Source organism: Candidatus Dependentiae bacterium (assembly GCA_020431705.1).
Classification (GTDB): domain Bacteria; phylum Babelota; class Babeliae; order Babelales; family Vermiphilaceae; genus JAGQHQ01.
Window position 1 is genome coordinate 1 of record JAGQHQ010000008.1, and the last position, 25,699, is coordinate 25,699.

The window sequence follows — 25,699 nt, forward strand, 5'->3', positions numbered from 1 at the left end:
AAAGCTTTTTTTAGCTACACAAGCACCGACTAGTATACAGCCTACTCCACCAACAAACTTTAACCCTTCAGCAAGAGGGCTTGATGGCTCTATTTTATATTCTTGGTTAAAAGCTTCTTTTACTTTATCAAAACAATTTATTGGTCGTATACTATTATCATTCATACCTAGAAGATTACGTGAACAAGCAAATATTAATAACACACATAAAGATTTTTTTAAAAGAGAAAATTTATTTTTCATGAATTAAAACCCTATTAATACTATATTATATACTTAACAGTTGCATACCAACAACTAAATTTTAATAAGTTATGGAACTAAAGAGTAAATAAGAATAGTCTAATATTGCTCATTATTTATAATTAAAACAATGTATATTATATAATTAAAGAAGTCAAAAGTATGGTACATACATATCTTCCTCTTTTTGATGCTTACCCTACACTTGCCACCATGTGCCCCTACATTGACTTAGGCTCTTTTCCTACACCAATTGAACACTTAAAAAATTTAGAAGTAATAGTAAATAAAAAAAACCTGTACATAAAACGGGATGACCTTTCTGGTACTATAATAAAATATAGCAAGCGTTTATTTGGCGGAAATAAAGTTCGAAAATTAAGCTTTTTACTAGCCGATGCAAAACAAAAAAATTTTGATACAGTTATTACGTTTGGTGGTGCCGGTTCAAATCATGCATTATGCACTGCAGTTTATGCGCAACGATGTGGCTTGCGTTGCTTGTTACACTTAGAGCCGCAAACAAATTCTGAAACGGTCAAACGTAATGTATTGCTCAATCATTATCACCAAGCCCAAGCTCGTGAATATGAGTTTGAAAAACTTGACGAAATAGCATTATATAACAAAGCACTCGAGAATTATTTAACAACACAAAGAGCTCCTTATCTTGTACCAATTGGTGGCTCCAATGCGCTAGGTACTATTGGCTTTGTAAATGCTGCATTTGAATTAAAAAAACAAGCTGAACAAGACTTAATACCAGAACCTGATTATTTATACATTCCATTTGGTAGCATGGGAACTGCCGCCGGATTGCTGGTTGGTTTACAGGTAGCAGGTCTCAAAACTAAAATTCGTGGAGTAAAAATTACCTATACCGAACGATTCAATAAGCAAGCATGTATTGCTCTTGCTCGTGAAACAAATAACCTTTTACATAAATTTGATAATAGCTTTCCCCTACTTGACCTGAACGCAGATCAATTAGATATTACATACAATTTTATTGGCCCTGGTTATGGACAGCCAACTAAGCAAACACATAAAGCAATAACCATTTTTAAAGAATCTACGGCTATTCAACTTGATGTTACCTACACCGGTAAAACAATAGCTGGATTATTACACGATATTAAAACAGGTTTTATAAAAAAAAACGACGTTATACTGTTTTGGAACACTTATTGTGGCGAAGATTTTGCCGATTTTATTGCATGCATTAATCCTCGTGATTTACCCATGTGCTTTCATAAATACTTTGAATAAGTACAAAATCGTTCTACTATATTCATAAATTAAAATAAATATATCTTGCTACCATTGCCGTTGCGTTATGCAATAATTAATCTCGTGGCCAAAAAACAACTACTTAGTGACTTCTTTCCAATCACTACCAAAACGAGTAGTAACAATCAATGGAATGTGCCAATCGACAACAGATTCTAAAATTTTTTTAGTAACTTCTTCTACTTGATTTTTTTCTTGTTCAGAAACTGAAATAAGCAGTTCGTCATGAATTTGTAATAACATCTGCGCACCAAGATTATGTTTCTTAAACGCAGCATAAAGATTAATCATACCAATTTTCATAATCTCTGCAGCAGTACCTTGTGCTACTGTATTAATAGCAATACGTTTTGCTTCTCTAAATAAATGTGGATTTTGCTCATATATAGTCGGTACATATCGCTTTCTACCCCAATGCGTAGTAATGTAGCCATTTTTTTTTGCACCCTCTACAATTGACTCAATCCATACAGATACACCTGGATATTGTGCAAAATACTTATCAATATATTTTTTAGCATCCTTAAAACTAATACCTAAATCTTTTGAAAGGCCATATGGTGTCAGTCCATATAAAATACTAAAATTAATGCGTTTACCAATTTGTCGCTGATCATTAGTCACTTCATTAAATGCAACATCAAATAATCGTGCTGCTGTTTCTTTATGAATATCTTGGCCACTTAAAAATGCATTGACTAAGTTTTTGTCTTTTGAAAGCTGTGATAGCACACGTAGTTCAATTTGTGAATAATCTGCTGATAAAAAAATATTTCCTTCTTTTGGTTTAAATGCCCTGCGAATTTCTATGCCATAGCCAGAACCATCAGCAGGAATATTTTGTAAATTAGGGTCTGAACTTGCAAGTCGTCCTGTTGCCACAACTGTTTGCGAATAGCTCGTATGAATTCTCTGTGTATTGGGATTAACATATGTTGGCAATGCTTCTATGTATGTACTTTTTAGTTTAAATAATTCGCGATAGCGCAAAATCAAGTCTGGAACTGGATGTAATTTAGCAAGTGTAATCAGAACTTCTTGATCAGTAGAATACCCCTTACCTTTTGCACTCTTTTTTTGCGGCGGTAACCCAAGATCATAAAATAGCAACTGCTCAATTTGTTTTGGTGAATTCAAATTCAACCCAATATATTGCTGTTCAACTAACGCATTTATTTTTTCTTCGATAACACGTAATTCATTACTCACTTTTTTATTAAGCGCATACAATAAATCAACATCGACGGAGATACCTTCAATTTCCATATCAGTCAATATCTGAATGAGTGGATGCTCAATAGAGCGGTAAAGCTCTTGTTGCCTCTCTTGTTTAAGTTCTTTTTGTAACACGGCAACTAGCCTGAAGGTTTGATGCGCATCAGCTGCAGCATATAGCGTTGCGAGTTTTAATGGTACCTGACCAAAATGCTTATATTTATTGTCTTTAACAACCTCTTTAAAAGTCAACATGGATTCTTTAAAATAATGATCAGATAAATTTTTTAATCCCAACCGTTGCCAATCACGAACCACCAATCGCGCTGCAATCATAGTATCAAATACAACACCGCGCAATCGTATGCCAAGCGTGTGCAATACAAGTACATCAAACTTAGCATTATGCAAATACTTTTTATACTGTTCATCTTCTAAAATAGGCTTGAGCGCTGCAACTACTTTTTCTTTTTTTAACTGCTGTTCGTTAACAGTATGCCCAAATGGAATATAATATGATGTACCTTCTTGCATACATATAGAAATGCCAACACATGTGCTTTGCAAAGCCATTACACCGTCGGTTTCCGTATCAAGCGCAAAAATCTTTTTTCTCTCAAGCAATACGCATAAATCATCTAGCTCTTTTTGCGTTGTAATCACTCTAAAATCGTACTGAGAAAGCACTTCTTCAGCACTGCGCTTTGGTTCTCCCAACTCTCTAAGCAAACTTTTAAAATGTAACTCTTTGAAAATCGAGCGCGCTTTTGGCCAATTATTCTTATCAAAGTCCAAATCTTTTTGCGTAAGCTCCGAAGGATGATATTGTAACAAAAATAATTCTCTGCTCAAAAATGCTTTTTTTTTGCTCGTACTCAACGCATTTTTTGCACGTTTACTTTTAACTTTATCCAAATTTTCATACAAATGCTCTAGAGAATCAAATTGACGAACTAATTCTGCTGCACCTTTTTTACCAATACCACGCACACCAGGAATATTATCTGATGCATCACCAAGTAAGCCAAAATAAAATGATAATTTGCTTACCGGAAAACCGTGCTTCTTTTCAAATACATCAGTATCAATCATTTCATCTTTAAGTGGGTCATACATAATCGTTTTACTATCAAGCGCTTGAGCCATATCTTTGTCCGACGTAATCATTACAATTGTGTTACCTACTTTTTTACACTCTTGCGCAATCGAATAGATGATGTCATCCGCTTCAATACCATCTTGCGCGATTTGTGTAATACCGATCAAATTAGCAAACTTAACAATATACTTTTTTTGGTCAAAAATATCACTTGGCGCTGGCTGGCGCGTCGCTTTATAGTCTTCGTACATGTCATGGCGCGTTGTCTTACCCTTACTATCCCACACAATAGCTAAGTATTCTGGTCTAAAAGTATCAATTAGTTTTTTTATCATTCGACAAAAGCTGTATACCGCTTGCACCGGAATACCCTCAGGAGTATGTAGTGGCCGCACACCATAATAAGCGCGATATAAAAATGAAGAACCATCAATTAAAAAGACTGTTCTTTTAGGATCTATTTTCACATTTGCCTCTCATTTTATTCCACAAAACTCTTGACCAGTACGACCTCAAGAAAAAATGGTATGCATATGATAGGAGTAATACACAATTGAGCTCCTCTACAATAATATTCTATTTAGCAAGTATGTCTCAAAATAGCGATTCAATCAATTACAGGATAAGTATTATATTTATATCTAATCACAAAATTAAAATTCCTACCTACAGCAAAAAGCGCTCATATTGACGATACAATGCACCATATGAACATTTAATTTTTAAAAAAATAATTAAAACTTTCTTGAAAATGATTAATACAAATTGATACTATAAGTATAGTTACAAATAAATATTTTTACTAAAAAGGAGTTTTCATGAAGAAAACAATAGTATTATCTATAGCATTATTACTCAGTTTAGGTGCGATACAAGCATCATATCGTTATGGAGACATGACGGGAAGCCAAATTAGGTATGCAGTCAGAGACATATTAACCGATGCAGAGCGAGCAAACCTCAAACAATATTTGACTGAACAAATACGTAGCACAGAGGATGAAACCGAGCGTGCAGAATATGAAGCATTATTTCAGTCATTTTATAAAGGTATGTACGATTTAGTTGTACAAGAAATTAAAACGCTTGCAAAAAAATATGAAGGCCATGAACTTGGCATCCAAGCAATTTTAAAAACAACTGGCCTACGAGCGCGTATGCTTGAAGATAAACCCCTTGGTAAAGCATATTTTTTACGTGACATCGCAGAACTGGATAAAGTGATGGAAAATATGAGTAAAGAGGGAAAAAACATTCAAGAAAAAATTTTACACTTAGATCAATTAACAGATACACTTGCTCGTAAACACATGCAAGAGGATAGAATTCAATTTATTCTTGATGCAGTAAATACACTTAAAAAACATCTTGTAGAATTACAATCTAAAACAAAATTACGTGTATTTAAAATGCGTATTGCTAATGCGCTTGAACGCCTTGATGAAATTCTTAACGAAAGAGGAATTTTAGAATAATATTCTTACTTTTTTTACATTTAACAAACTAGTTTCTACCATCCCGAATTTTTCGGGATGGTATTTTTTACACTTGTCAAAACTGCACGAACGGATGAAGATATGATTCGGTAATTAAAAAATTGAAATCATACTGTATATCACACAAAATTAATAAGCATCTTACAAAATGTATTGCGCTGGCAAAATCTCGCTCTCTATAGAGAGTAACCTATAGCGAGCAGGAAAAAAACATGTTACTTTAGGTACATGTTTATTACTGTACAGTTATTACACGGATATCAAAAACCATTATTATATGCTGTGCCAAATTCTTGGCATAATATAACTAATTTGAATGGGAAAATTGTCCGTGTCCCTTTACGCAATGCCCTTTATCCAGCGGTTGTTATCAAACAACACATAGCAAAACCTCTACGCGCTACATATGCAATAAAAGAAGCTGTTCAAATTGAGCCATTTCCAGATGATGCACAATATCATCACTTTTTACAATCAGTTACTAATTATTATCACGTAGAATATTATTTTTTGCTTGCACGGGTACGTGTCTTTTTGCAAGAAGATTTAGCAAAAAGAAAGCGGTTATTAAAGACAAGTACAACCAAAAAAAATTACGAACAAAAAAAAGTTGTACTCACCTACGAGCAACAAAATGTATGTGATTTTTTGCTACCAAACATTACTCAACAAAAATATACTCCAACCGTATTACACGGGGTAACAGGTTCAGGAAAAACAGAAGTATATAAAAGGTTAATTGAGCATACCATTGCACAAAAAAAAAGCATTATACTTTTGTTGCCGGAGGTCACCCTTGCTCAGCAATTTACCAATATTATGCGCGCAGAACTACCAGAAGCTATTGCAATCAGCAGCTTTCATTCAGGAACAAGTACTTCAGAAAAACGTGCATTATGGAAAAACGCACTTGAAGTTGTACCGCAATTAATTATTGGTGTACACCTGCCAATTCTACTACCACTGCCCCATCTTGGTTTAATTATTATTGATGAAGAACATGAAGCAGGTTATCAAGAAAAAAAACATCCAAAAATAAATAGTAAAGAAGTTGCGCTCATGCGCGCCCAGCAATACAATATTCCGATTCTACTTGGTTCGGCCACTCCAAGTATTACATCACTTTACAATGTAAAAACACGTGGTTGGTATTTTTTCCAACTCAAACAACGATTTGCCGGTAACTTTCCAAATGTTAAAACAGTTTTTTTAAGTGACAAAAAACAACGTAAGCATTTTTGGATAAGCACGGACTTATATCGTGCAATAAAAGATCGGTTGATAAAAAAACAACAAAGTATTATTTTTTTAAATCGCCGTGGTGTCAGTTTTTTTGTACAATGCAAAAGTTGCAGCTTTATTTTTGAATGTCGTTCATGCTCAGTCAGTTTAACATTACATAATTTTGACATACTTACATGCCATTACTGCGGTTATAATAAAAGATTACTGCCAACCTGTCCTGTCTGCACCGAAACTGAATTTATAAAAAAAGGTATCGGCACACAAAAAATGGTTACCATTCTGCAAAAGTTATTTCCACAAGCACGTATTGCACGTGCGGATATTGATATCACGAGCAAAAAAAAATTATGGCAACAAACAGTTACAAACTTTACTAATGGCAATCTTGATATATTAGTTGGCACACAAAGTATTACTAAGGGATTTCATTTTCCACACGTCACTCTTGTTGGTATCATTTGGGCCGACTTAAATTTACATTTTCCCCATTATGCAGCAAGCGAGCAAACACTGCAGCAGCTCATCCAAGTAGCAGGCCGTGCTGGCCGCCAAAGTGAACACAGTACCGTGATTGTACAAGCAATGCATAATCACCCAATATTCGCGTATCTTAATGAGCAAGATTATCTACAATTTTATCGTAAAGAAATTGAAAGTAGAAAAAGTGTTGGTTATCCACCTTATACACGACTTGTAGAAATTGAACTAAAACACACAAATGAACAAATTATTGAAAAAGAGTCACAACAAATCGCACATGCATTGGTTATACAAAAAAGAACAAAAAAATTGGATATTCATATTTTAGGCCCAGCTAAGCCTCTAGTCCATAAAATACAAAAAAACCACCGCCGTACTATTTATATCAAAGCACCAACTATAGAAACAATGAGCATCGTGTTCAACACTATCGATCAATCCCACTATAAAAGCTTTATCTTCTGGACCCCTAACCCGACGCATTAGCCTCAATCACTACCACTTTGATACATAGATTATTAACACCATAAACTACTCGTATGGATTATTAAGATTCGCTGTACAATTTCTAAAAATAAAAAAGCCTGTTATACTTGAAACAATGCGTACTATATACACTTTTTAGCAAGGAGTTAACATGAAAAAAATATTATCCACTGGTGCTTTAGTCATAACATTACTTACTAGTCAAACAACTATTTTGGCAGAGGTTACAAAAATAACCCAAGAAAAAGCTGCACAAATACTTGAAAAGCGCCTGGTTGAGATATGCTTGAAGGTATTTAGTATTGTCCGCGAATTACCACAGCTTGATACTGTAATGCAACAAGTTCAACAAAAAAAGCAAACTATTGAAATGACTATGATGACTCGCGGCATGAATAAGCAAAAAATTGAATTGCTTAACCATACAGTCATTGAAAAAATCATGAAAGGAATTGAACTTGATGAAATAGTAAAAACGGTTAGCTCGCAACCACAATATGCACCTATGAAAGATTTGGTAGCAAAATTTACTGATGTTCTTGATCAAATGCTCACTATTATGGTTACAGCTTCAAGCGCACAAGAAGAACTCAAAGTACTTAATAAAGATGCTAAAAAAATCAGAGATGAATTTATTGCTACTGGCAAGACTGAAGAAGAAGTTATAGCAATAATTCAAGATATCATGAAACAAATTCAAGAACAATTCGAGAAGCAAGAAAAAGTTATCCAACAGCAAGAAAAAACTGTAAATGCTGAAGCTATCACTACATAATACTCCATTGAGAGTATTTAGTGCATATTAAAAAACTTTAAGCTGGTTTTAAGATAGTTTACCGCACAAAGAAATGCTGTCTAAAATGTTTAAGTTCAGCAATCGATTCACGAATATCTTCCAATGCTCGGTGTGTATCTTTTTTTTGAAACTCCGAATTCAAGTTTCTAGGATACCAACGGGCAACAACTTCTTTTACTGCTGTAACATCGATAATGCGATAATATAAATAGTCCACAATACTCGGCATATAATAAAATAAAAAATTACGATCCTGCCAAACAGAATTACCACACAAAAGACCTGTTTGTGGACTACAATATTTTTTTATGAATTTTAGAGTTTGCTTCTCTGCTTGTTGTACCGTCACAATAGATTTTTTGACCGCATCAATCAAGCCTGATTTCGTATGCATTTGGATAACTTCAGAGTTCATTTTTGCTAATATATCACTTGGTTGATTAATAATTAAATGCGGACCCAATTCTAATTCATTAAGTTGACTATCAGTTATAATAGTAGCAATTTCTATAATAACATCTTTGCGTGGATCCAATCCCGTCATTTCCAGATCAATCCATACTAAATTTTTATCTTTGTTCATACTTTAACTTTATCATAATACTTTTTATACTCACAATACTTGAACTAGTGTAACGGTGAAAAATAATAGAGCAAAGTGCACTTGCCGTTTACATTAATCCTGTCGAAGTGTACAAACACTCATATTCTTCGATAAACATAGGACGAGCAAAAGGGTGATAAGGGAAAAAAATGACAAAACTTCGTGTCGGTGTATTAATGGGTGGCAAATCAATAGAAAGTGAAGTATCATTCAACTCTGGCCGCACTGTATGCGATCATTTAGACACAGTACGTTATGATGTAATCCCTATTTTCCAAACACGCTCTGGTACATTATACCTTTTGCCCTGGCATTTTTTGCATCGCGGAAAGATAACTGACTTTGAACATCGCTTGGCAACAGAAGCTCAAAAAATTTGTTGGGACAATTTAAAAACACTCATAGATTTTATGTATATTGCTGTGCATGGTCGATATGCAGAAGATGGCACGTTGCAAGGCATGTTAGAAGTACTCGGTATTCCTTATTTAGGCTCCGATATATTTGGTAGTGCTGTTGGTATGAATAAAGTTATACAAAAACAGCTGCTGAAAATACATGGTATTGATGTACCAAATGGGATTGTTTGCTATCCAGAGCAAATCAAAGATAATAATTTGGAAAAATTAAAAAAAGAGATAGAACAACAAAATATCACTCTCCCATTAGTGGTAAAACCACATAAAGAAGGTTCAAGCCTAGGAGTAACTATTGTTCATACATGGAAAGACTTACTACAAGCAATAAAATATGCATGCCATATTCATCCTGGAGAACAGCAAGCAGTACTAATTGAGGAAAAACTGGTTGGTATGGAATTTTCTTGTATCACGATTACTGATTACAAAACAGGAAAGTGGCTCCCGCTTATACCAACAGAAGTTGTTCCTGATTCAGACATTAATTTTTTTGATTATGAACAAAAATATATGCCAGGTAGGTGTAGAGAGTTCACCCCGCCGCGCTGTGATGTAACAATAACTAAGAAAATTCAAAATACATGTGTTATAGCAAACAAAGCACTAGGTTTTTCTAACATCTCCCGCATTGATGGCTTTGTCACAAAAGATAATCGCATTGTTATTGTTGATCCAAACTCACTTTCTGGTATGGGCCCAGCAAGCTTTTTATTTAGAGAAGCAGCTGAATTAAATATGAGCCATACTGATTTAATTAATTACCTGATCGAAACTGATTTGCACACATACGGCATGTTAAATACCATTATCAAACAAGAAGAAAAAGAAACTGCAAAAATGAAAATAAAAAAAATACGCGTTGCTGTATTGATGGGTGGCAACACCAACGAACGGGAAGTAGCACTTGAATCTGGCAGAAATATTTTTTATAAACTCTCTCCGCAAAAATATGAGGCACTCCCCATTTTTGTTGATAATAACATGGAGCTATTTCACATAAACCAAAAATTATTAGTACGCAACTCTACTCAAGAAATTCAAAGTCTTTTAGAACCAGGTATGAAAATAAACTGGTCCGATCTACCAAATATCGCTGATTTTGTTTTTATCGGATTACATGGTGGTCTCGGAGAAAATGGTGGCGTACAAGGTGCACTTGAAATGCTTAATATGCCATACAATGGCTCATCAGTTTTTGCTAGCTCATTGTGTATGGATAAATATAAAACAAATCAATTTTTAAAAAGTTATGGATTTGAAACCCCACAGGCATTATTACTCGCAAAAGATGAATGGCTTGCAGACAGAAACGCTGCTATAGCAACAATTATGAAACAATTTGCCTTACCCATTATTATCAAGCCAAATGATGATGGATGCAGCGTAATGGTACAAAAAGCAAAAAATGAAAAGGACATTGCACCTGCACTAGAAAGTATATTTTCTAAATCCAAGAGCTTTGCTCTCATAGAAGAATGTATTACCGGCATGGAGCTAACCGTGGGAGTAATTGGAAATGAAACACCACAAGCCTTGCCACCAAGCCAAGCGATTTCATCTGCAGATATTTTATCCATTGAAGAAAAATTTTTACCTGGTGCAGGGGAAAATCAAACACCAGCACCACTACCAGCAAAAACATTACACGTGATACAACAAACATTAGAGCATGCATATAAAACAGTCGGCTGCAAAGGATACTCGCGTATTGATTGTTTTTATCAAACAGCTAAACAAAGTAAAACAAAAAAAGAACGTGTGGTATTTATTGAATTTAACACACTCCCAGGTATGACACCTGCAACTTGTATTTTCCATCAGGCAGCTGAACTAGGCATTAAACCTATGGATTTTATTGATAAAATAATTACTTTCGGCTTACAAGAGCACAAACCTGAATTTCTTGTTATGCAAGAAAAAAATACAGAAAAAACCTTATAAACCGTTCAAAATCTCCCTTTCTTTTGATATACTTCTAGAAAAGAATACATCAAAATTAAAGGGATTTTTATGGCTGGTCCGATTGCTCATATACTTCTTGCCATGGCAGTATTGCAAATACTTCCCGATAAAAATCAAGATGAATTTCTGCTTGGAACAAGCTTTCCTGATATTCGTTATTTAAAGGTAATTTCTCGAGAGCAAACCCACAATAATTCCGTAACATGGCGAGATATCATTAATGAGCCCTCTTCTTTTAAGGCTGGGATGTTATTACATGCGCTGGTAGACCGAGAACGGCAACTCTATATGGCTAAGCATGAGGTATATGATTTCATTCCAAAAACTCGGTATTGCAGTCATGCGCTCAAGTTATTTGAAGACAAATTGCTGTATGAAAAAATAAGTGATTATAACGTCACATGGCAGCAGGTTACAAACTGTTTCAATAACATATGCCCTGAAGAAGAAACCTTTAATATTAAAAAAAGACATTTGTGGCTCTGGCATACGTTTTTAAAATTATATTGCCGTTACCCTGGTACCATGCGATTTATGAATCGTTTTGCAGGATCAATACCCCTCATACATTCAGCAGCATCAACAGAAATTATGCAATTAATGCTTCAATTTCAAAAAAATGAAAAACTTAAAACCGTTATTGTTGATTTTTATCAATACTTTAAAGAAAAAATTAAGCAGCACTACGGCATTGCAATCACATGTAATATAGCTGCGCTGCAGCCCACAGGCTCATAACATTGTTTTATCTACTGTTTTTTTTCATTTTTTTGTCTCTTCTTTTTCCTGTTCAAGTAATCTTTTTTCAATCCACATAACATTTACCAATGTATGTGTCTTATTATATACATTTAGAATATGCTCAAGTGAAATAGTTCTATAGCTGCCGTCAGCCAACGAAATAACAAGGTTCTTGTGATCAAAACTAACTGCAATACCATGTATTTTTATATCAAAGTCACTACAACTAAATATTGCTATTTCTTTTTTTGTTGTTACATCCCAAAGACGTATTGTATTATCTGTTGCAGAGGATACAGCTATTATATCACTTATCATACAAGCACTTTTAGCCCAATCACCGTGCCCTGTAAGCGTAGCAATAGTGTTTGCCGTAGCTATTTCTTGTATATCTACAGTCCCATCTATGTTTGCAACAGCCCGATATTTTTTATTATCAGCCACTACTTCAATTGATATTGGGCATGGTTCAATACACTTAAGATATGCAAATGTTTTTGGAAAACTTTTTAACAAGTCTTTGTACAATGTAACTTTATCTTCAACAAGCTGTTTACATCCAGCTTCAAGATTCGTGTATGCATCTGTCCCGCTAAATTTTTGTATATAAAGAGCAACATATGACACACAAATTTCTTTTAATGTTTCTGGTGTCTTTATACAATCAACGATAACTTTTTTTTGCTTTTGATTTTGACCCTGCTTTTCTTCATCCATAGAAAAAACGGAATTAGAAATATAAAAAACAATAAATAACATTGCCCTCTTCATACCCAGCCCCTTTTTTTAAAAGTCTCCCGAGTAAATAGTATATCTAATTGAAAAATAGATTTGTTAGATTTTTTACATTATCGCTATTTGAAGGGAAAATATCGGCATGACATTATTATTAAACAAGCTATAGAACCAAATATCTTATGCACTATTCAATGCATTTATAACATCTTTGGAAGCAATAAATATACCATAAGCGCAGCTAAGCTATTGCTCACAAGAACAAGGGCAATGACACGAAGAAGATGTAAGCCAAACCGTCTGTGAATTAATAGAAAAAAAAGTGCCTGTAAAAATGCATAAATCAATCCAACATATAGCGTTACATTTAAAGAATTACACCCTTCTTGGTAATAACCTTCTTGAGGTGGCACATATTCTAGACGAACAATAAATATAAGTATGCCAATTACAAAACCAGCAAAAATTAAGATTGAAAACAGGTGCGCAGCAAGTGTTATAAGCAATGAACGAATTGCATTAAATTGCTCAACCCATTTGAGCAGAAAAAACAAAATTGCAATTGAAAATGGTATAATATAGACTCCCCATGTTACACTCCAAATCCATTCTGAAAGTAGAAAGTGTGCGCTTGTAAATAACCATTCAATCATACATATCTCCTTGTATCATCATACTTCAGCTTTAACGATCCCCTTGTCAAGCAAATAGGCCAATGCTAGTATACCGCCAAGTAATTCTATTAAAAATAATAGAAGTTATAGCTATAAAAAAAGAGGAGATTTCGTGTATAAAAATAACTATATACTTGTTACAATGCTTATATTGCTATTTATACCACATTGGAGCACGACAAAAAAATATTGCAAAAAAAATACTTATCAAAAACAAGTAAAAAATATCCCTATAAGCCCTGAACCGCAACTAGAATTTCTAAGTAGAGATCTTCCCGCATCTCAGGCAAAAAGTATTTCGCCATATCAAGCAAAGCTGTTTGATTTTTCTGATGTGCAAGGATTAAGTTGCTCACAGCTTCAGCAGCATCTCAAGTTGTATCACGGTTATGTCAATAAACGAAATGAAATTTATCAACTGCTCAAAACAGTTGATAAAACCAATGCTGCAGGCATTACCTATTCCCCATTTCGCAGTTTAAAAACCGCTGAAACATTTGCACTTAACGGTTCTATTTTGCATGAACTGTATTTTGAAAATTTGTCTTCTAGAAAAAAAATGAGCCCTGAAACCGAAAAACTTTTAATCAAAAACTTTGGATCGATTACAGCTTTTAAAAGCGATGTTATCGATTGCGCTAGTTGCTCCCGAGGCTGGGTTGTAACTGCATACAGCATCAATGATAGTAAGCTATATAACTTTGTTTTAGATACACATAATGAAACAGTTCCTATACTCGCGCTACCTATTTTAGTTATCGATATTTATGAACATGCCTATATGATTGATTTTGGTATTAATCGTACGCAATACTTACAAAGAATATGGGAAAATATCAATTGGGATGTCGTTGAACAACGCATAGTCAAATGGGTAAAAAAATTTGAAGAATGAGTATTATTAAACACTCTATACTGCATGCTGTTATAATTTTATATACATTTACTTATTTACCATATTGCTTTGCGACAGAGCAAATACAAAAAGTTGCTGAAAGCATAAATATCACAGTTAATCCGATTATTTCTCCAAATTTTCACAATAAACCAAAACAAACAAATTTAGCACAAATACGTCAGAAACAGGTTGTATTTACCAAGATAAATATGACTTTACCAAGATTGCCGTTAGATTATTATACGCAACAAGTACATGCTCATTATAATGGTTTAATGCACTGGTTGTATGAACATCGCTATTCACTTGTTATTAGCGGAGCTATTAGCGCATATGCATTACTTTGCTATTTAGTACATAAGGCAACAATCTATATTCAAGACAACACACATTGGTTTGGCTGGCACCGAGACTGCTCACTCGAACAGCTACTCAGTTATTCTCAAGATGAGATTACCAACCAACTTATCGTTGCGATTGAATCTCGGTACGTTACTGCACAAAATCCAACCAACTTTTTTGATCCACTTATGCACTTTATGCAAGATATTGATGATGAAATAAAACACCTGCACCACTACAAAAAATTATTTCTGTGGCTTGATCGTTTTTATTTGGCTAGCATTACATTTGCCAATACACAACATTGTTTGCATATACAAGAAAAAATAGATCGACTTGCTTATATTAAACACCTTTTTGGCAGATGGATTGCACAACAAAATTTACAATCATATCTTACACAAGAAAATGAACCGCTTATAAAAAGACTGTACCACACCATCAAAAAGCCACTTGTCTTTGTAGCTCGATTACCACAAAGAATGGTTCATACATTTCGGAAAATATAACCTTATTTAGCTCTACTATATCTATTGATAATGTCTCCAGATCAATCAAACAAGTTTAGTCATTACATAAATTTAAATTATTATTGAAAATAACAGATTAAATATGATATTTTTTAATTTTAATTAAGTATTATTGTTATTTATAAGTATAGGTATTTTTTGAGGTATTTATTCATGAATAAAATTATAGCTCTTCTATTAATCTCGATCACTCAAGGATCAATTCTTTTTGGTTGTGAAAAAATTTCTTCGGTATTAACCAAAGCGATTAATGAATTTGACGTAGAAACATTTGAAACATGTATTAAGTCAGCTAAAGAAATGAAAAAAAGTGTTGATCGAGATCTGGAAGATGATCCTATTGTTACGGCTAGCCCACTTATGCACGCAGCAAAAAATAGGTAATATAGAAGCTATGAAAATGCTTATCGATGCTGGAGCAAATGTAAATCACAATCAAGATAATATTTTTGGCAAAGGTATAAAAACATGGACCCCACTTATGCTTGCATTAAAACAAGGTTTAATAGATATAGCAGCTATATTACTTGCCGCTGGTGCCAATATCGAAGCAGAAAATGAACGTGATGGAAACAAAACAGCATATGATTATGCACGAGAAAATGGGTATGAAGACAAACTTAATGAAATAATAAAGGGTGTGCCGCTTCAATAGACAGCACCAACTCGTTGTCCATCATCGAATCGTTATCTGCCGCCTAATCTAAAATAAATACTACTCAAAATTTTGAGCTAAAAACTGTTATGTTTATTTTTGCTTATTCAATGGAATTTCTAGTGGCAACTCAGTTTTAAACATACCCTCAAAAACAAATTCTTCAATGGGTTTTCTATTAGAACGTGTTCTCTCTTTTTTTTGCAACCCATCATCAAGCACATTTATATTACCCGGTTTTCCTACAGCAACCATTGCTTCAACGGTGTAACTATCAGGAATATTTAACCCTTCTTTCGCCTTATCATAATCAAAACCTTCCATTGCATGCACTACTAACCCCATATGCACACCCTGCAATGCTAAGTTTTGCCACGCCGCACCAGTATCAAAAGAATGCGTACGAGAATGTGTACCATTATGCTCAAAATCATTTTTAGAAATAACTACAATCAGTACCGCAGCATTTTGTGCCCATCCCTGATTAAACGGTACCATTAAATTCAAAAATAATTGCCATTGAGATGTGTCTCGTTTTGCATAGACAAATCGCCACGGCTGGCCATTATACGATGATGGCGCCCATCGTGCTGCTTCAAAAAGCATCATCAACTCATTGTCGCTAATACTTTCACCAGACATCGCATAAGCCGACCATCTATTTAAAATTATTGATTCTATTGGATATTGTGCACTTCGCATGACATCTCCTTTAGTTTTTTTAATTAGCTACTATTGATGGTAACACCATACAAATCAATCAATAACTTTTTAATTCTATCTTATGGTTGATAAGTGTATAACAATAAATAAAAACCTAGAAAAGAGTTAGAAAAGTTTAACGTAATATAAAAGAAGTCATTGCATATAAAAACGCAATGATTCCTTTTATAAATCTAAATCACTATATTTATTGTGTAACCCATAATACATAACTGAGAGTCTGAATTTTCCTCAATTTTTTGAGTAGATACTTCTACTTCTTTTTTTCCTCTTTTGGGCACTCTTTTTGACTGTCTAAGTAAATATGTATTCCATAGTCTTGCGGAAACTCTTTTTTTATAGCTTCTTCAAGCTCTTGTGTATTCTTTAAATAATTACTACAAAGATTAATACCTTGCAAATTCGGCGTATGCTGTAAAATTCTTGGATCAAAATTAGTCAGCTCATTATTGGCAAGAGAAAGATACTCTAAATTTCCTAAGCCACTCAGTGAATCTGGTTTAATCATACGTATTTTATTGTCTGCCAAATGAAGACTTTTTAACGTACTAAAATTCAAAAAAAGATAGTTTTCTAATTTTGAAATACTATTCTTTGTTACATACAAATGCTTAACTTTTTCTATATTACAAATCATAGATTTAGGTTTATTTTTAGAATATTCTATTCCTGTGTGTAGACTTTCAATACCCTCAAGACTATTAATACCCAAATTATCTAGAAACATTTCATGTTCTTTCAAATTATAAGAAGAACATTTCACTAAAAAATGATTAATGTGCTCAACAGAAGAAGATAAATCCTTAATACTAAAACCATAATCAACCCCAAGATTGAGAACTTTTCTATATTTTAAGCGTAAAGTTCGTCCAATTTCCTTCAAAATCGGTATACGAAGCTCATCTGGTAAAAATGCTAATTTCTGCATCAGCTTTTCCGCTTTTTTTTCAGGAACAGCAAAATAAAATGGTTCGTGACATTCATCCAAAAGCCGCTCACGCACAGACTCATTTATTACCTGTTTAACTACTACCGCTTTTGATAAATCAAGAAGAGATCTGACTTCTTCCATTCCATGAATTAAAAAAATAGATCCACTTAATAAGAAAACTAAAAAAATCTTTTTATACATATATATGATCCCATATAATTGAATGATATCAAAAATGATAATTTAATTTTATTTTCTATATCGCAACACATAGCCGAAAATCTTATCTCTGCTAAACCTTCTTAGTTAATCCTTCTTCACCTTCTTTTTTTTCTTTTTTTGAAGATTCCTTTTGATATTTCAAATTAATATTTATCATATGCTCGTATGGAAACTCTGCTTTAATGGTTTTTTTGAGCTCTTCTGTATTATCTAAATAATTATTACGCAGATTAATCTTCTTCAACTTTTGCGTGTACTGCAAAATTTTTGGATCAAAATTAGTAAGCTCATTACTTGCGAGAGAAAGATACTCTAAATTTCCTAAACCATTAAGTGAATGTAGCTTAACTACACTTATTTGATTACCAGATAAATCAAGACTTTTTAATGTATTAAAATTTAAAAAAAGATGATTTCCTATCTCTGAAATACTATTATTTCTTATATAAAGATGCTCAAGTTTTTCTATATACTTAATCGTAAATTTAGGAATCGTAAATCTAATAAATTTACATTGAGAAGATTCTATTCCAGCATGTAAGATCTCAATACCATTGAGATTATTGATACCTAATTGACTAAGATCCATTTCATAACTTTTCATCTTATCCAATTGATCAGAACTTATTTCATAGTTTTCCGATCCAAATAATCTAAGATATAGTTTAAAACCCTCCATTCCACCTAAAGTATGGTATCTTTCAGAATTATTTGATCCATAGCTATGTACTGAAAAATGACACCTATGACTAAAAGTACGAAACAACTCTTGAATACTAAATCCATAGTCCACTCCAAGGTTAAGAACTGTTTTATCTTTTAAACGTAAAATTCGTCCCACTTCTTTCAAGAGTGGTATACGAATTAACTTTGGTAAAGATGCCAGTTTTTGTATTACACCCTCTGCTTTTTCTTCAGGAATCTTAAAAAAATATGGTTTGCGCCATCCATCCAAAAGTCCTTCATCTAAAGATTCATTTATTACTTGTTTTGCTACTACAGCCCTTGATAAATCAACAAGAGATCCCACTTTTTTCATGCCATACATTGAAAAAATAGATCCACTTAATAAGAAAACTAAAGATATCTTTTTATACATATAAGCAACCCCGCACAATTGAGTAGTGTTAAAAATTAAAAAACTCTATTGCCTATAATAGATTAAATATAAAAAAAATAAACAAAGAAAAAGCTTTTTATTTTTTCTTGTTTATTTCAAAATCTTTAACAATAAAAATTTTTTACAAAAGGTAAAAATAAGTATTTTTAAAAAAAGCTAGAAAGAAAAAATTCAGAGAATTTAATGATAGCCTGTTTCGAAATAACTACACAGTTGCAGCAAGTACTGTTGTTGCACCACCATAAATATTTGGCAATACACTTGCAACAGTAGAAAGCATAAACTTAATATCATCATCACAAAAACGAATACCTGCACCGAAAAATGCATTAGCATTATTTTTGCTGATAAAGTCATCAGCACCAAAAGTGAAATAAATATTATCAAGTACAAACATACGATTAATCCATTTGATATGTGGACGACGATCTTCAATACGGTTCCAACCACGTAAATCAAATGCCTCAAACGTGGTAACCCAGCGAAATTTATCTGTTGACATTGGAATATCAAAATCGACACCTAAGCCAGCAAAACCTTCGAACAAACCAAAACGGAATGCCACATTGCCAAATATTTTACCAAATTGTAAACCAAACTTGAGTGTATTTCTTGTAAAAACTTCTCGTTTTGCTCTAAAAACATTTTCTAATTTGTCATTATCATCTAATACAAGTTTACCCGCATCCACAAGCGTACGTGCTGCTTCATCCGGATCACAACGCCTTACATCTTCATCGCAGTATTTTTTACGCACCTCAAAACGATCTAAATATCCTTTTTCCGAAACAGCTAATTGCAATATATAAAATTTATCTTCCGATGGATGGATGCGAACATCAAAATATCCTTTTGAATCTTCAAAACGATAATTTTCTGCCGGCCTTTGCATCGCTTCTACATGTGAATCAAAAATAATTTGCATAGTATCAACTTTAGCAAAATAATCCCTGATACCATGCACTGCGACTTTTAAATCACGATACGTTTCTTCATCATTGATAAGTTTACCAATAAGTCCTTTACCCTCATCTATTTTTTCTGCCACAGAACTAATATTTTTGAAACCATCACGCGCTTGAGTTGATACTTCTTCAAATGCATTTGCTGTCACTTCTACTTGCGTAGCAAGACGATTGAAGTCTCTGTCAAATACATCTGATATCCTTTCTATACCATCTTGAAACGCTGGTAATACATGTGATTCTAACTGACTAGAGAGTCGCGCTACATGATCGCCTATTTCAAAAACTCTATTAAGATTATCTTCATTGCGAATCAAAGAGCGATTAAGCACTTGTGAAAATGATGCCATTTTTTGCGTAGTAATATCTAAATTTTCAAAAATAGATTGTAATTGCTTTCTACCTTCAATACCACCGACAGCATCTTTGAATGATGCGGTAACTTCTTGCACATGCGCGGCAATTTTTTGTACTTGATGCAACAACTCATCAACAGAAACAGGTGCTATGCTTGGCTTACCAAGTCGACTTCCTGATTCTAATTCTGATAGCAATGGATCACCTGGTATTAATTCTAAATATTTCGGACCAAGTAAACCTTCTTGGCGTACAATTGCATGAGCATCATGATACAGATGATAATCTTTGAGCACCATAACTTTTGCTTCAGCTTGCATTTGATCTTCTCGAACCAAACTAATTTCTTCTACCCAGCCAACTTTTACACCAGCAATTTTTACTTCTGCTTTTCGAGAAAGACCTGAGACATCTTCAAAATACATGGTATACTTGTTATAATGCATGCGATCAAATCGGAATGCACCAATTTGAAATCCCATGTATATAAACACACCCAGTGCTGCCAAGATGAATAAACCAACAAGTGTTTCTGTTTTTGCTTGCAAGATAGTTCCTTTTTGACAATCAAAGCCAATATACCTTCCTTAGCTTAACATGAAATTGGTATCTGTCATCCTGTGATGTTGGTACTCGTTCAAGTAAAGCTAATAACCGTTGTGTTACCTCACCAACTGTTGTAGCAACTACAACAGAAAAAATAGCTGGTTCAAATGTGGCATTAAATTTATTGCGAACCCCTTCTGGTACCGCTTCCCATGGAATACCGTATATCGGGATAAACAACAGACCCCAGTCTGTTTTTAAATCTAATTTTGGTTTAAAATGCTCCAACTGTTGTTCTATCATATTTTTTCTACTCTCTATATTATTTTCCCCCTTAAATTCAAGTAATAATTGCAACGATGATGATAGTAATAATGGCTGCAAAGTTTCTTTTTTTGGCCATGTCGTAAAAATGTCACTCAAATACAGATGCTTTTCTTGCTTATTTACCTTTTTTCCATCTGCTATTGTACTATCATCAATAGTAGGATAATAAAAAATACGATTCTTAAAGTAGTGTAGTTCTTTGATATTGAGCAATTCAGTTACGTCCTGTATGTTATATTGCCGCTCTTTTAGAAATGTTGTAAACGCAGCAAATAAGTTTTGTATACCAATTTTTTTTTCAATACGCCCAAAAATATCCTGTAAAAACTTTTCAGCCCCGTTATTAAACTTTTTCTCTTTAAAATCATAAATATTATTTAAATTTATTTTTCCTTCTTCGCACGAGAGGCAGATCCGTATAGTCGCATCAATACCCTCTACCCCCTCTTTTAGTTTAAATGTTTGCCATTGATGAAGAGATGGAAAAAATGCTTCAAGAAATTTTTGCTCCCAACTCAGTGGTTTCTTGTCATTTTGTTTATCACTTTTATCTGACTCATTCTCTTGTTCTTTTAGGCCAACACGTTGCAGTTGGCTTGTAGCAATTTGTAAGGCACCCCATGCAAGTACTGTTGCTTGCTGTCTATTAATTACTGACTTAGAAAACGAAATATAGACGAGACTTTTATTTGAAATATAAGTCACCAAAAAAACAGAAATAGAAATAATCATCACCGTCAAAAGCAATATATATCCATCTTGTTTTTGATTCATGCTGACACCTGAACTAGTTTACGCTTCATACCAACAGGCGATTTACCACCCCCGACAACCACTGTTTGTTTTTCTAATAAAATATTATCTCCCAGCTGTTTACCATTAATCATTATGTTATGTTGTCTTTTTTTGTTTTGTACAATACTCTGCTTTGTTCCTACAGGAGCAAAATTTTGCATTTGAAGTTGCTTTTGAGTTTGCTTTTTTTGATTTTGTTGTTGAACTTGTTTTTCTTTTCGTGCTTTTATCTTTTCTTCCATTTCGTCTTTATCAATACTGCCAACAAAAATTGGAACAGATATAACAAAACTTCGTTCGCGTTCTTTTTGTAAATCCCAAAGGGTGATAAAGAATGTCACCACTTGCGGAAGAGCTATTTCTTTTTTACCTGCAGAATCTTTAGAAAAATCAGATTTATCACCTTTTTCTTTCTCTTGCTGTGATGAAATACCTATAGAAGCTGTTGCTAGCTCTACAGCAGAACCTTCTGATGTAGGAGGGGAATCTGAATGCCATACGTCTTTTTTCTCTAATTCAATTTTATCTTCTTTTGGTACAATGGCAGTATGTTCTATCTTAAAACTCTTGATTCCATCAGCAACCTCATAGGTTCGAATTGATTTTGCATCTAGTGTATCGCTCAGCTTGAAGGCTTTTAGATCAAGATTAATAGACTCTTGACGAAAAAGTGTATACGAATTTTTTTCATGATCATTGACCTTATCGGGTTTTAATCGATACACAACACGAACAATGCGAGGTTTACTGCCACCGTAAGTTGTTAAGGGATTATTGGTAATAAACGTTAACATATCAAACGTACCATCTTTGTTAGTACTTACAAAAATATTTTCTATCGCATTTTCTTTTGCCTTGGCTTGTTCGGGAATAAAAGCACCAAAAATATCGCGTTCTAATTGATGCTGTAATAACGCTTCTCTTGAGTATACATCGATAAAGTCATCAATAGATCTGGTTACTCGATTACTTTGATAGTAGGCAGCAAACAAGATTACTCCAAATATCGCTGAAATAAGACTCGCAATTAATACTTCTATCAACATAAAACCACGCTGCATATTACGTTCCTTTTTTTTCTGGTGGTTCTGGTTGAAACATAAAACTAATCAACGTTTGCTCCTGCTCAATTCCATCACGTTGCCATTTTGCTGTAGTACTTTTAAGATAAAGATCTGGAAATTGAGAGAATACAGAATTTTTTGGCAATTTTTGTACTTTATACATCACAACTGTTTCTGGGTCATCTACTTTTTTTTCTATAGTGATACTTGGATCTTCTTTATCTTTTTGTTTCAGTTGCATTACAGATGTAGATTCTATCAAAAATTGTTTAGCAAAAAACACTCGTGCCATACGACGAGAAATACGAGAAACTGATTGTAATAATGTACTTTGGGTAATAAAAATTGGTGTTAACACCAATCCTATAATTGCTACGGCAAGGAGCACTTCTGTTAGGGTAAACCCATCATTATTTTTGAAATTCATCATAAATTTTAAATTGAGCCATAAACGGATTTAATACCAAACCAATTGAACGCGCACTACCATTAGACAGTCTATCTCTTGTATCAACTATATTAATAATAACTTCTTGGCTCAAACCATCTGGTATTATAAAAAACCACGCTTCTTGTGTTGGTCTTCCCGCAAATACAGTCATTGCATCTGAGCCTTCAATTAAAAATTGTTTTACCTGAATGTGCCGCGGTATTTCTATAAATGTACGCAGACCGGTTCCTTTGATATCTGTAAAAACAGACTCTCCAGAGGCATTTATTTCACTGCTTTGTTCTTTGATTGAAATACTATTTTGTTCAAAATTAAAAAAAACTTGATGTAACTTGTTTTTTGTTAATGCCTGCTGCCACGCAAAACGAGTAAGCGCATTTAGTTGCCCAATAAATTTTTTACGCTCATAATACGGAGCCCGATGCCATAATCGTGGAACAACAATAGTTGCCATAACCGCGATAATAGCTATGGCAACCAAAAGCTCTATAAGCGTAAAACCTTTTTTATAAATCCCAGACACTTATCCACTCAATTTTTGGCGCACCACGCCCATTCGGACCAAATGAATATAGCTCATATGCATGCTCTGCGCCCGGCGTTACTGTATACTGGTAGCGGTTACCCCATGGATCAGCTGGAACTTCATTTCCCTTTATATATGGACTTACCCATTTTTTCGCAACAGCCTCATCGCTAGTCGGACGTTTGATTAGATCTTTTAGATTAGATGGGTATTTACCAGTATCAGCATTAAATTGATTTATAGCAGTCTCTAGTGTACCAATAGTTGATTTTGCACTCGTCAAACGTGCTCGACGCATATATCCCATAAAGCCAGGAACAACCACAGCCCCCATAATCAATACAATGGCAACTGCGATAAGAATTTCAATTAATGTAAAACCATTTTTAGCTTGCTTTGCCATATATGTCATAAAAAACTCCTAATTAAATGCCTGCAATGTCTGCCATTTGCACCATTGGCAAGGCCATAGATAATACAATAAATCCAACAACAACCGCCATCATAACCAACAGGATTGGTCCAATCTTTGCTGCTAAACTATCGGCTAGCTCTCCTAACTCCTCTTCATAATTTTTTGCAACAGTCAATAACATAACATCTAGTTTGCCCGTTTCTTCACCCGTACCAATTAAATAAATCGCAATTGGTGGAAAAATGTGTGTTTGCTTTAAGTACTGCGCAATTTTACCTTGCTTTATTATTTTATCACGTGCTTCATTTAATGCGTCTGTTAAAATACGATTATCAATAATATTACACACAATATTTAATGAATCCGAAAGATTCACACCGCTTTCGGTAAGCATTCCCAACGTTTGGCTAAACTGCACAACGGCACTTGTACGGGCAAAAAATTTAATAAGTGGAAGCTTGAGTTTAATTTCATCAATCCGACGCGCACCAGATGGCGTTGTTTTCCAATAACGAAAACCTACAACTATTGCCACAAGTAATCCAGTAATAATAATGTAGTGATTAACTAAAAAGTTTGAAAGTGAAATTAAAAATTCTGTTGGAGCTGGTAGTGCCTTTTTTTGCGATGCAAAGTTTTCTTTCATAGTCGGCACAACATATACAAGTAACACGGTAACCACCACAAGAGCAACAACAAGCTGCATAATAGGATAAGAAAGTGCAGCACTAATACGTTTTTGTATTGCTTGGCGACGTTCCAAATAATCAACTAACCGCTCCAAAATAACTTCAAGACGACCGGTTGCCTCGCCGGCACGAACTAATTGTACATAAATATTTTCAAATGTTTTTGGATACTTTTTGAGTGCATCGGCAAGAGCCATCCCTTCTTTAATATCGTCTTTAACAGCAACAAGAATGCCACGCATGGCAGCTTCAAATTGGTCAATCAATAATTCAAATGATTGAAGTAATGGCACACCTGATTTCAAAAGAACAGCAAGCTGCTTGGTAAATAAAATTTTTTCTTTTGATGTTACACCACGTACAACTAAATGCTTCCACCATGCCTGACGCGCCTCTTGAGCTGCCGGTGCAATAGAAACTGGATACATCCCTTGTACACTTAGTTGTTGTTTAACATGTGCAACAGATGGCGCATCAATAAAACCACTTAATTTTTTTCCCTCTTTGGAAAATGCTTTATAGCGATACAGCGCCATGCAAAAATCCTTACTCAATAACTTTTTTGTGTCCTAAAATAAACACTTTCTTGTAGGCTACACTATTTTCATGATATGCTGTAGCTTTGGCTATATATTGTTACTCTATCAAAAGGAGTATT

General features: G+C 34.0%; 25 protein-coding genes. 10 read left to right on the forward strand and 15 right to left on the reverse strand.

The window, feature by feature from the left end; genetic code table 11:
* Nucleotides 1–243 (reverse strand): hypothetical protein (locus tag KC460_03055; protein ID MCA9770322.1); only part of this gene is annotated, 243 nt, incomplete at its 3' end.
* A gap of 162 nt (nucleotides 244–405) precedes the next feature.
* On the opposite strand from KC460_03055, the gene KC460_03060 reads away from it, so the two are divergent.
* Nucleotides 406–1,512: a pyridoxal-phosphate dependent enzyme gene (locus KC460_03060; protein ID MCA9770323.1), complete on the forward strand. Its 1,107-nt coding sequence runs from the start codon at nucleotides 406–408 to the stop codon at nucleotides 1,510–1,512.
* Nucleotides 1,513–1,611: 99 nt separating this feature from the next.
* On the opposite strand, the gene polA is transcribed toward KC460_03060, so the two are convergent.
* A complete protein-coding gene (gene polA, locus KC460_03065; GenBank protein MCA9770324.1) occupies nucleotides 1,612–4,314 on the reverse strand; it encodes a DNA polymerase I in 2,703 nt (900 codons plus the stop codon).
* Nucleotides 4,315–4,665: 351 nt separating this feature from the next.
* On the opposite strand from polA, the gene KC460_03070 reads away from it, so the two are divergent.
* The 3 genes from KC460_03070 (at nucleotide 4,666) to KC460_03080 (ending at nucleotide 8,329) form a co-directional block, all read left to right on the forward strand.
* Nucleotides 4,666–5,322 carry a hypothetical protein gene (locus KC460_03070; GenBank protein MCA9770325.1) on the forward strand — a complete coding sequence of 219 codons (657 nt, stop codon included), beginning with the start codon at nucleotides 4,666–4,668 and terminating at the stop codon, nucleotides 5,320–5,322.
* A gap of 249 nt (nucleotides 5,323–5,571) precedes the next feature.
* On the forward strand, nucleotides 5,572–7,554 hold the full coding sequence (gene priA, locus KC460_03075; protein ID MCA9770326.1) for a primosomal protein N': 1,983 nt from the start codon (nucleotides 5,572–5,574) through the stop codon (nucleotides 7,552–7,554).
* 151 nt (nucleotides 7,555–7,705) lie between these two features.
* Nucleotides 7,706–8,329: a hypothetical protein gene (locus KC460_03080; GenBank protein ID MCA9770327.1), complete on the forward strand. Its 624-nt coding sequence runs from the start codon at nucleotides 7,706–7,708 to the stop codon at nucleotides 8,327–8,329.
* A 58-nt stretch (nucleotides 8,330–8,387) separates the two neighbouring features.
* Here KC460_03080 and orn read toward each other — a convergent pair whose 3' ends face one another.
* Nucleotides 8,388–8,933, reverse strand: coding sequence for an oligoribonuclease (gene orn / locus KC460_03085; GenBank protein MCA9770328.1), 546 nt, complete (start codon nucleotides 8,931–8,933; stop codon nucleotides 8,388–8,390).
* Between the two features lie 170 nt (nucleotides 8,934–9,103).
* Here orn and KC460_03090 point away from each other — a divergent pair, with 170 nt between their 5' ends.
* Complete coding sequence (locus tag KC460_03090; GenBank protein MCA9770329.1) at nucleotides 9,104–11,314, forward strand: ATP-grasp domain-containing protein; 2,211 nt, start codon at nucleotides 9,104–9,106, stop codon at nucleotides 11,312–11,314.
* Nucleotides 11,315–11,383: 69 nt separating this feature from the next.
* Nucleotides 11,384–12,073, forward strand: a complete 690-nt coding sequence (locus KC460_03095; protein ID MCA9770330.1) for a hypothetical protein — start codon at nucleotides 11,384–11,386, stop codon at nucleotides 12,071–12,073.
* A gap of 24 nt (nucleotides 12,074–12,097) precedes the next feature.
* Here the strand turns inward: KC460_03095 and KC460_03100 are convergent, their stop codons facing one another.
* Nucleotides 12,098–12,847, reverse strand: coding sequence for a hypothetical protein (locus KC460_03100; protein ID MCA9770331.1), 750 nt, complete (start codon nucleotides 12,845–12,847; stop codon nucleotides 12,098–12,100).
* Nucleotides 12,848–13,011: 164 nt separating this feature from the next.
* Nucleotides 13,012–13,464: a hypothetical protein gene (locus KC460_03105; protein ID MCA9770332.1), complete on the reverse strand. Its 453-nt coding sequence runs from the start codon at nucleotides 13,462–13,464 to the stop codon at nucleotides 13,012–13,014.
* A 133-nt stretch (nucleotides 13,465–13,597) separates the two neighbouring features.
* On the opposite strand from KC460_03105, the gene KC460_03110 reads away from it, so the two are divergent.
* From KC460_03110 to KC460_03125, 4 genes are all read left to right on the forward strand, one after another.
* Complete coding sequence (locus tag KC460_03110; GenBank protein MCA9770333.1) at nucleotides 13,598–14,380, forward strand: superoxide dismutase; 783 nt, start codon at nucleotides 13,598–13,600, stop codon at nucleotides 14,378–14,380.
* Nucleotides 14,377–15,234: a hypothetical protein gene (locus tag KC460_03115; GenBank protein MCA9770334.1), complete on the forward strand. Its 858-nt coding sequence runs from the start codon at nucleotides 14,377–14,379 to the stop codon at nucleotides 15,232–15,234. The genes KC460_03110 and KC460_03115 overlap by 4 nt, the downstream gene beginning before the upstream one ends.
* Before the next feature lie 174 nt (nucleotides 15,235–15,408).
* On the forward strand, nucleotides 15,409–15,639 hold the full coding sequence (locus KC460_03120; protein ID MCA9770335.1) for a hypothetical protein: 231 nt from the start codon (nucleotides 15,409–15,411) through the stop codon (nucleotides 15,637–15,639).
* Nucleotides 15,640–15,649: 10 nt separating this feature from the next.
* Nucleotides 15,650–15,910, forward strand: coding sequence for an ankyrin repeat domain-containing protein (locus KC460_03125; GenBank protein ID MCA9770336.1), 261 nt, complete (start codon nucleotides 15,650–15,652; stop codon nucleotides 15,908–15,910).
* Nucleotides 15,911–16,003: 93 nt separating this feature from the next.
* Here KC460_03125 and KC460_03130 read toward each other — a convergent pair whose 3' ends face one another.
* The 10 genes from KC460_03130 to KC460_03175 all read right to left on the reverse strand — a co-directional run bounded on the left by KC460_03130 (nucleotide 16,004) and on the right by KC460_03175 (nucleotide 25,577).
* The gene (locus KC460_03130) at nucleotides 16,004–16,612 is read right to left on the reverse strand and encodes a nitroreductase family protein (protein MCA9770337.1); all 609 of its coding nucleotides are present in this window, start codon (nucleotides 16,610–16,612) and stop codon (nucleotides 16,004–16,006) included.
* 274 nt (nucleotides 16,613–16,886) lie between these two features.
* Complete coding sequence (locus KC460_03135) at nucleotides 16,887–17,765, reverse strand: leucine-rich repeat domain-containing protein (GenBank protein ID MCA9770338.1); 879 nt, start codon at nucleotides 17,763–17,765, stop codon at nucleotides 16,887–16,889.
* A gap of 91 nt (nucleotides 17,766–17,856) precedes the next feature.
* A complete protein-coding gene (locus KC460_03140) occupies nucleotides 17,857–18,885 on the reverse strand; it encodes a leucine-rich repeat domain-containing protein (GenBank protein ID MCA9770339.1) in 1,029 nt (342 codons plus the stop codon).
* 226 nt (nucleotides 18,886–19,111) lie between these two features.
* Nucleotides 19,112–20,776: an MCE family protein gene (locus KC460_03145; protein ID MCA9770340.1), complete on the reverse strand. Its 1,665-nt coding sequence runs from the start codon at nucleotides 20,774–20,776 to the stop codon at nucleotides 19,112–19,114.
* 19 nt (nucleotides 20,777–20,795) lie between these two features.
* On the reverse strand, nucleotides 20,796–21,875 hold the full coding sequence (locus KC460_03150; protein ID MCA9770341.1) for a general secretion pathway protein GspK: 1,080 nt from the start codon (nucleotides 21,873–21,875) through the stop codon (nucleotides 20,796–20,798).
* On the reverse strand, nucleotides 21,872–22,957 hold the full coding sequence (locus KC460_03155) for a hypothetical protein (protein ID MCA9770342.1): 1,086 nt from the start codon (nucleotides 22,955–22,957) through the stop codon (nucleotides 21,872–21,874). Before KC460_03155 ends, KC460_03150 begins: the two co-directional genes overlap by 4 nt.
* A 1-nt stretch (nucleotide 22,958) precedes the next feature.
* Nucleotides 22,959–23,390 (reverse strand): type II secretion system protein, encoded by a 432-nt coding sequence (locus KC460_03160; GenBank protein MCA9770343.1) that lies wholly within the window; start codon nucleotides 23,388–23,390, stop codon nucleotides 22,959–22,961.
* Nucleotides 23,371–23,934, reverse strand: a complete 564-nt coding sequence (locus KC460_03165) for a prepilin-type N-terminal cleavage/methylation domain-containing protein (protein ID MCA9770344.1) — start codon at nucleotides 23,932–23,934, stop codon at nucleotides 23,371–23,373. The genes KC460_03160 and KC460_03165 overlap by 20 nt, the downstream gene beginning before the upstream one ends.
* Nucleotides 23,918–24,349, reverse strand: a complete 432-nt coding sequence (gene gspG / locus KC460_03170) for a type II secretion system major pseudopilin GspG (protein MCA9770345.1) — start codon at nucleotides 24,347–24,349, stop codon at nucleotides 23,918–23,920. Before gspG ends, KC460_03165 begins: the two co-directional genes overlap by 17 nt.
* A gap of 13 nt (nucleotides 24,350–24,362) precedes the next feature.
* Nucleotides 24,363–25,577, reverse strand: coding sequence for a type II secretion system F family protein (locus KC460_03175; GenBank protein ID MCA9770346.1), 1,215 nt, complete (start codon nucleotides 25,575–25,577; stop codon nucleotides 24,363–24,365).
* Nucleotides 25,578–25,699 lie beyond the last annotated feature (122 nt).

Excerpts from the sequence above, each read along its gene's own strand:
- KC460_03160 (MCA9770343.1), bottom strand. The coding sequence starts at position 23,390 with ATGATGAATTTCAAAAATAATGATGGGTTTACCCTAACAGAAGTGCTC.
- KC460_03125 (MCA9770336.1), top strand. The coding sequence starts at position 15,650 with ATGAAAATGCTTATCGATGCTGGAGCAAATGTAAATCACAATCAAGAT.
- KC460_03115 (MCA9770334.1), top strand. The coding sequence starts at position 14,377 with ATGAGTATTATTAAACACTCTATACTGCATGCTGTTATAATTTTATAT.
- orn (MCA9770328.1), bottom strand. The coding sequence starts at position 8,933 with ATGAACAAAGATAAAAATTTAGTATGGATTGATCTGGAAATGACGGGA.
- gspG (MCA9770345.1), bottom strand. The coding sequence starts at position 24,349 with ATGACATATATGGCAAAGCAAGCTAAAAATGGTTTTACATTAATTGAA.
- priA (MCA9770326.1), top strand. The coding sequence starts at position 5,572 with ATGTTTATTACTGTACAGTTATTACACGGATATCAAAAACCATTATTA.
- KC460_03120 (MCA9770335.1), top strand. The coding sequence starts at position 15,409 with ATGAATAAAATTATAGCTCTTCTATTAATCTCGATCACTCAAGGATCA.
- KC460_03130 (MCA9770337.1), bottom strand. The coding sequence starts at position 16,612 with ATGCGAAGTGCACAATATCCAATAGAATCAATAATTTTAAATAGATGG.
- KC460_03095 (MCA9770330.1), top strand. The coding sequence starts at position 11,384 with ATGGCTGGTCCGATTGCTCATATACTTCTTGCCATGGCAGTATTGCAA.
- KC460_03100 (MCA9770331.1), bottom strand. The coding sequence starts at position 12,847 with ATGAAGAGGGCAATGTTATTTATTGTTTTTTATATTTCTAATTCCGTT.
- KC460_03090 (MCA9770329.1), top strand. The coding sequence starts at position 9,104 with ATGACAAAACTTCGTGTCGGTGTATTAATGGGTGGCAAATCAATAGAA.
- KC460_03060 (MCA9770323.1), top strand. The coding sequence starts at position 406 with ATGGTACATACATATCTTCCTCTTTTTGATGCTTACCCTACACTTGCC.
- KC460_03155 (MCA9770342.1), bottom strand. The coding sequence starts at position 22,957 with ATGCAGCGTGGTTTTATGTTGATAGAAGTATTAATTGCGAGTCTTATT.
- KC460_03150 (MCA9770341.1), bottom strand. The coding sequence starts at position 21,875 with ATGAATCAAAAACAAGATGGATATATATTGCTTTTGACGGTGATGATT.
- KC460_03105 (MCA9770332.1), bottom strand. The coding sequence starts at position 13,464 with ATGATTGAATGGTTATTTACAAGCGCACACTTTCTACTTTCAGAATGG.
- KC460_03070 (MCA9770325.1), top strand. The coding sequence starts at position 4,666 with ATGAAGAAAACAATAGTATTATCTATAGCATTATTACTCAGTTTAGGT.
- KC460_03080 (MCA9770327.1), top strand. The coding sequence starts at position 7,706 with ATGAAAAAAATATTATCCACTGGTGCTTTAGTCATAACATTACTTACT.
- KC460_03175 (MCA9770346.1), bottom strand. The coding sequence starts at position 25,577 with ATGGCGCTGTATCGCTATAAAGCATTTTCCAAAGAGGGAAAAAAATTA.
- KC460_03135 (MCA9770338.1), bottom strand. The coding sequence starts at position 17,765 with ATGTATAAAAAGATTTTTTTAGTTTTCTTATTAAGTGGATCTATTTTT.
- KC460_03140 (MCA9770339.1), bottom strand. The coding sequence starts at position 18,885 with ATGTATAAAAAGATATCTTTAGTTTTCTTATTAAGTGGATCTATTTTT.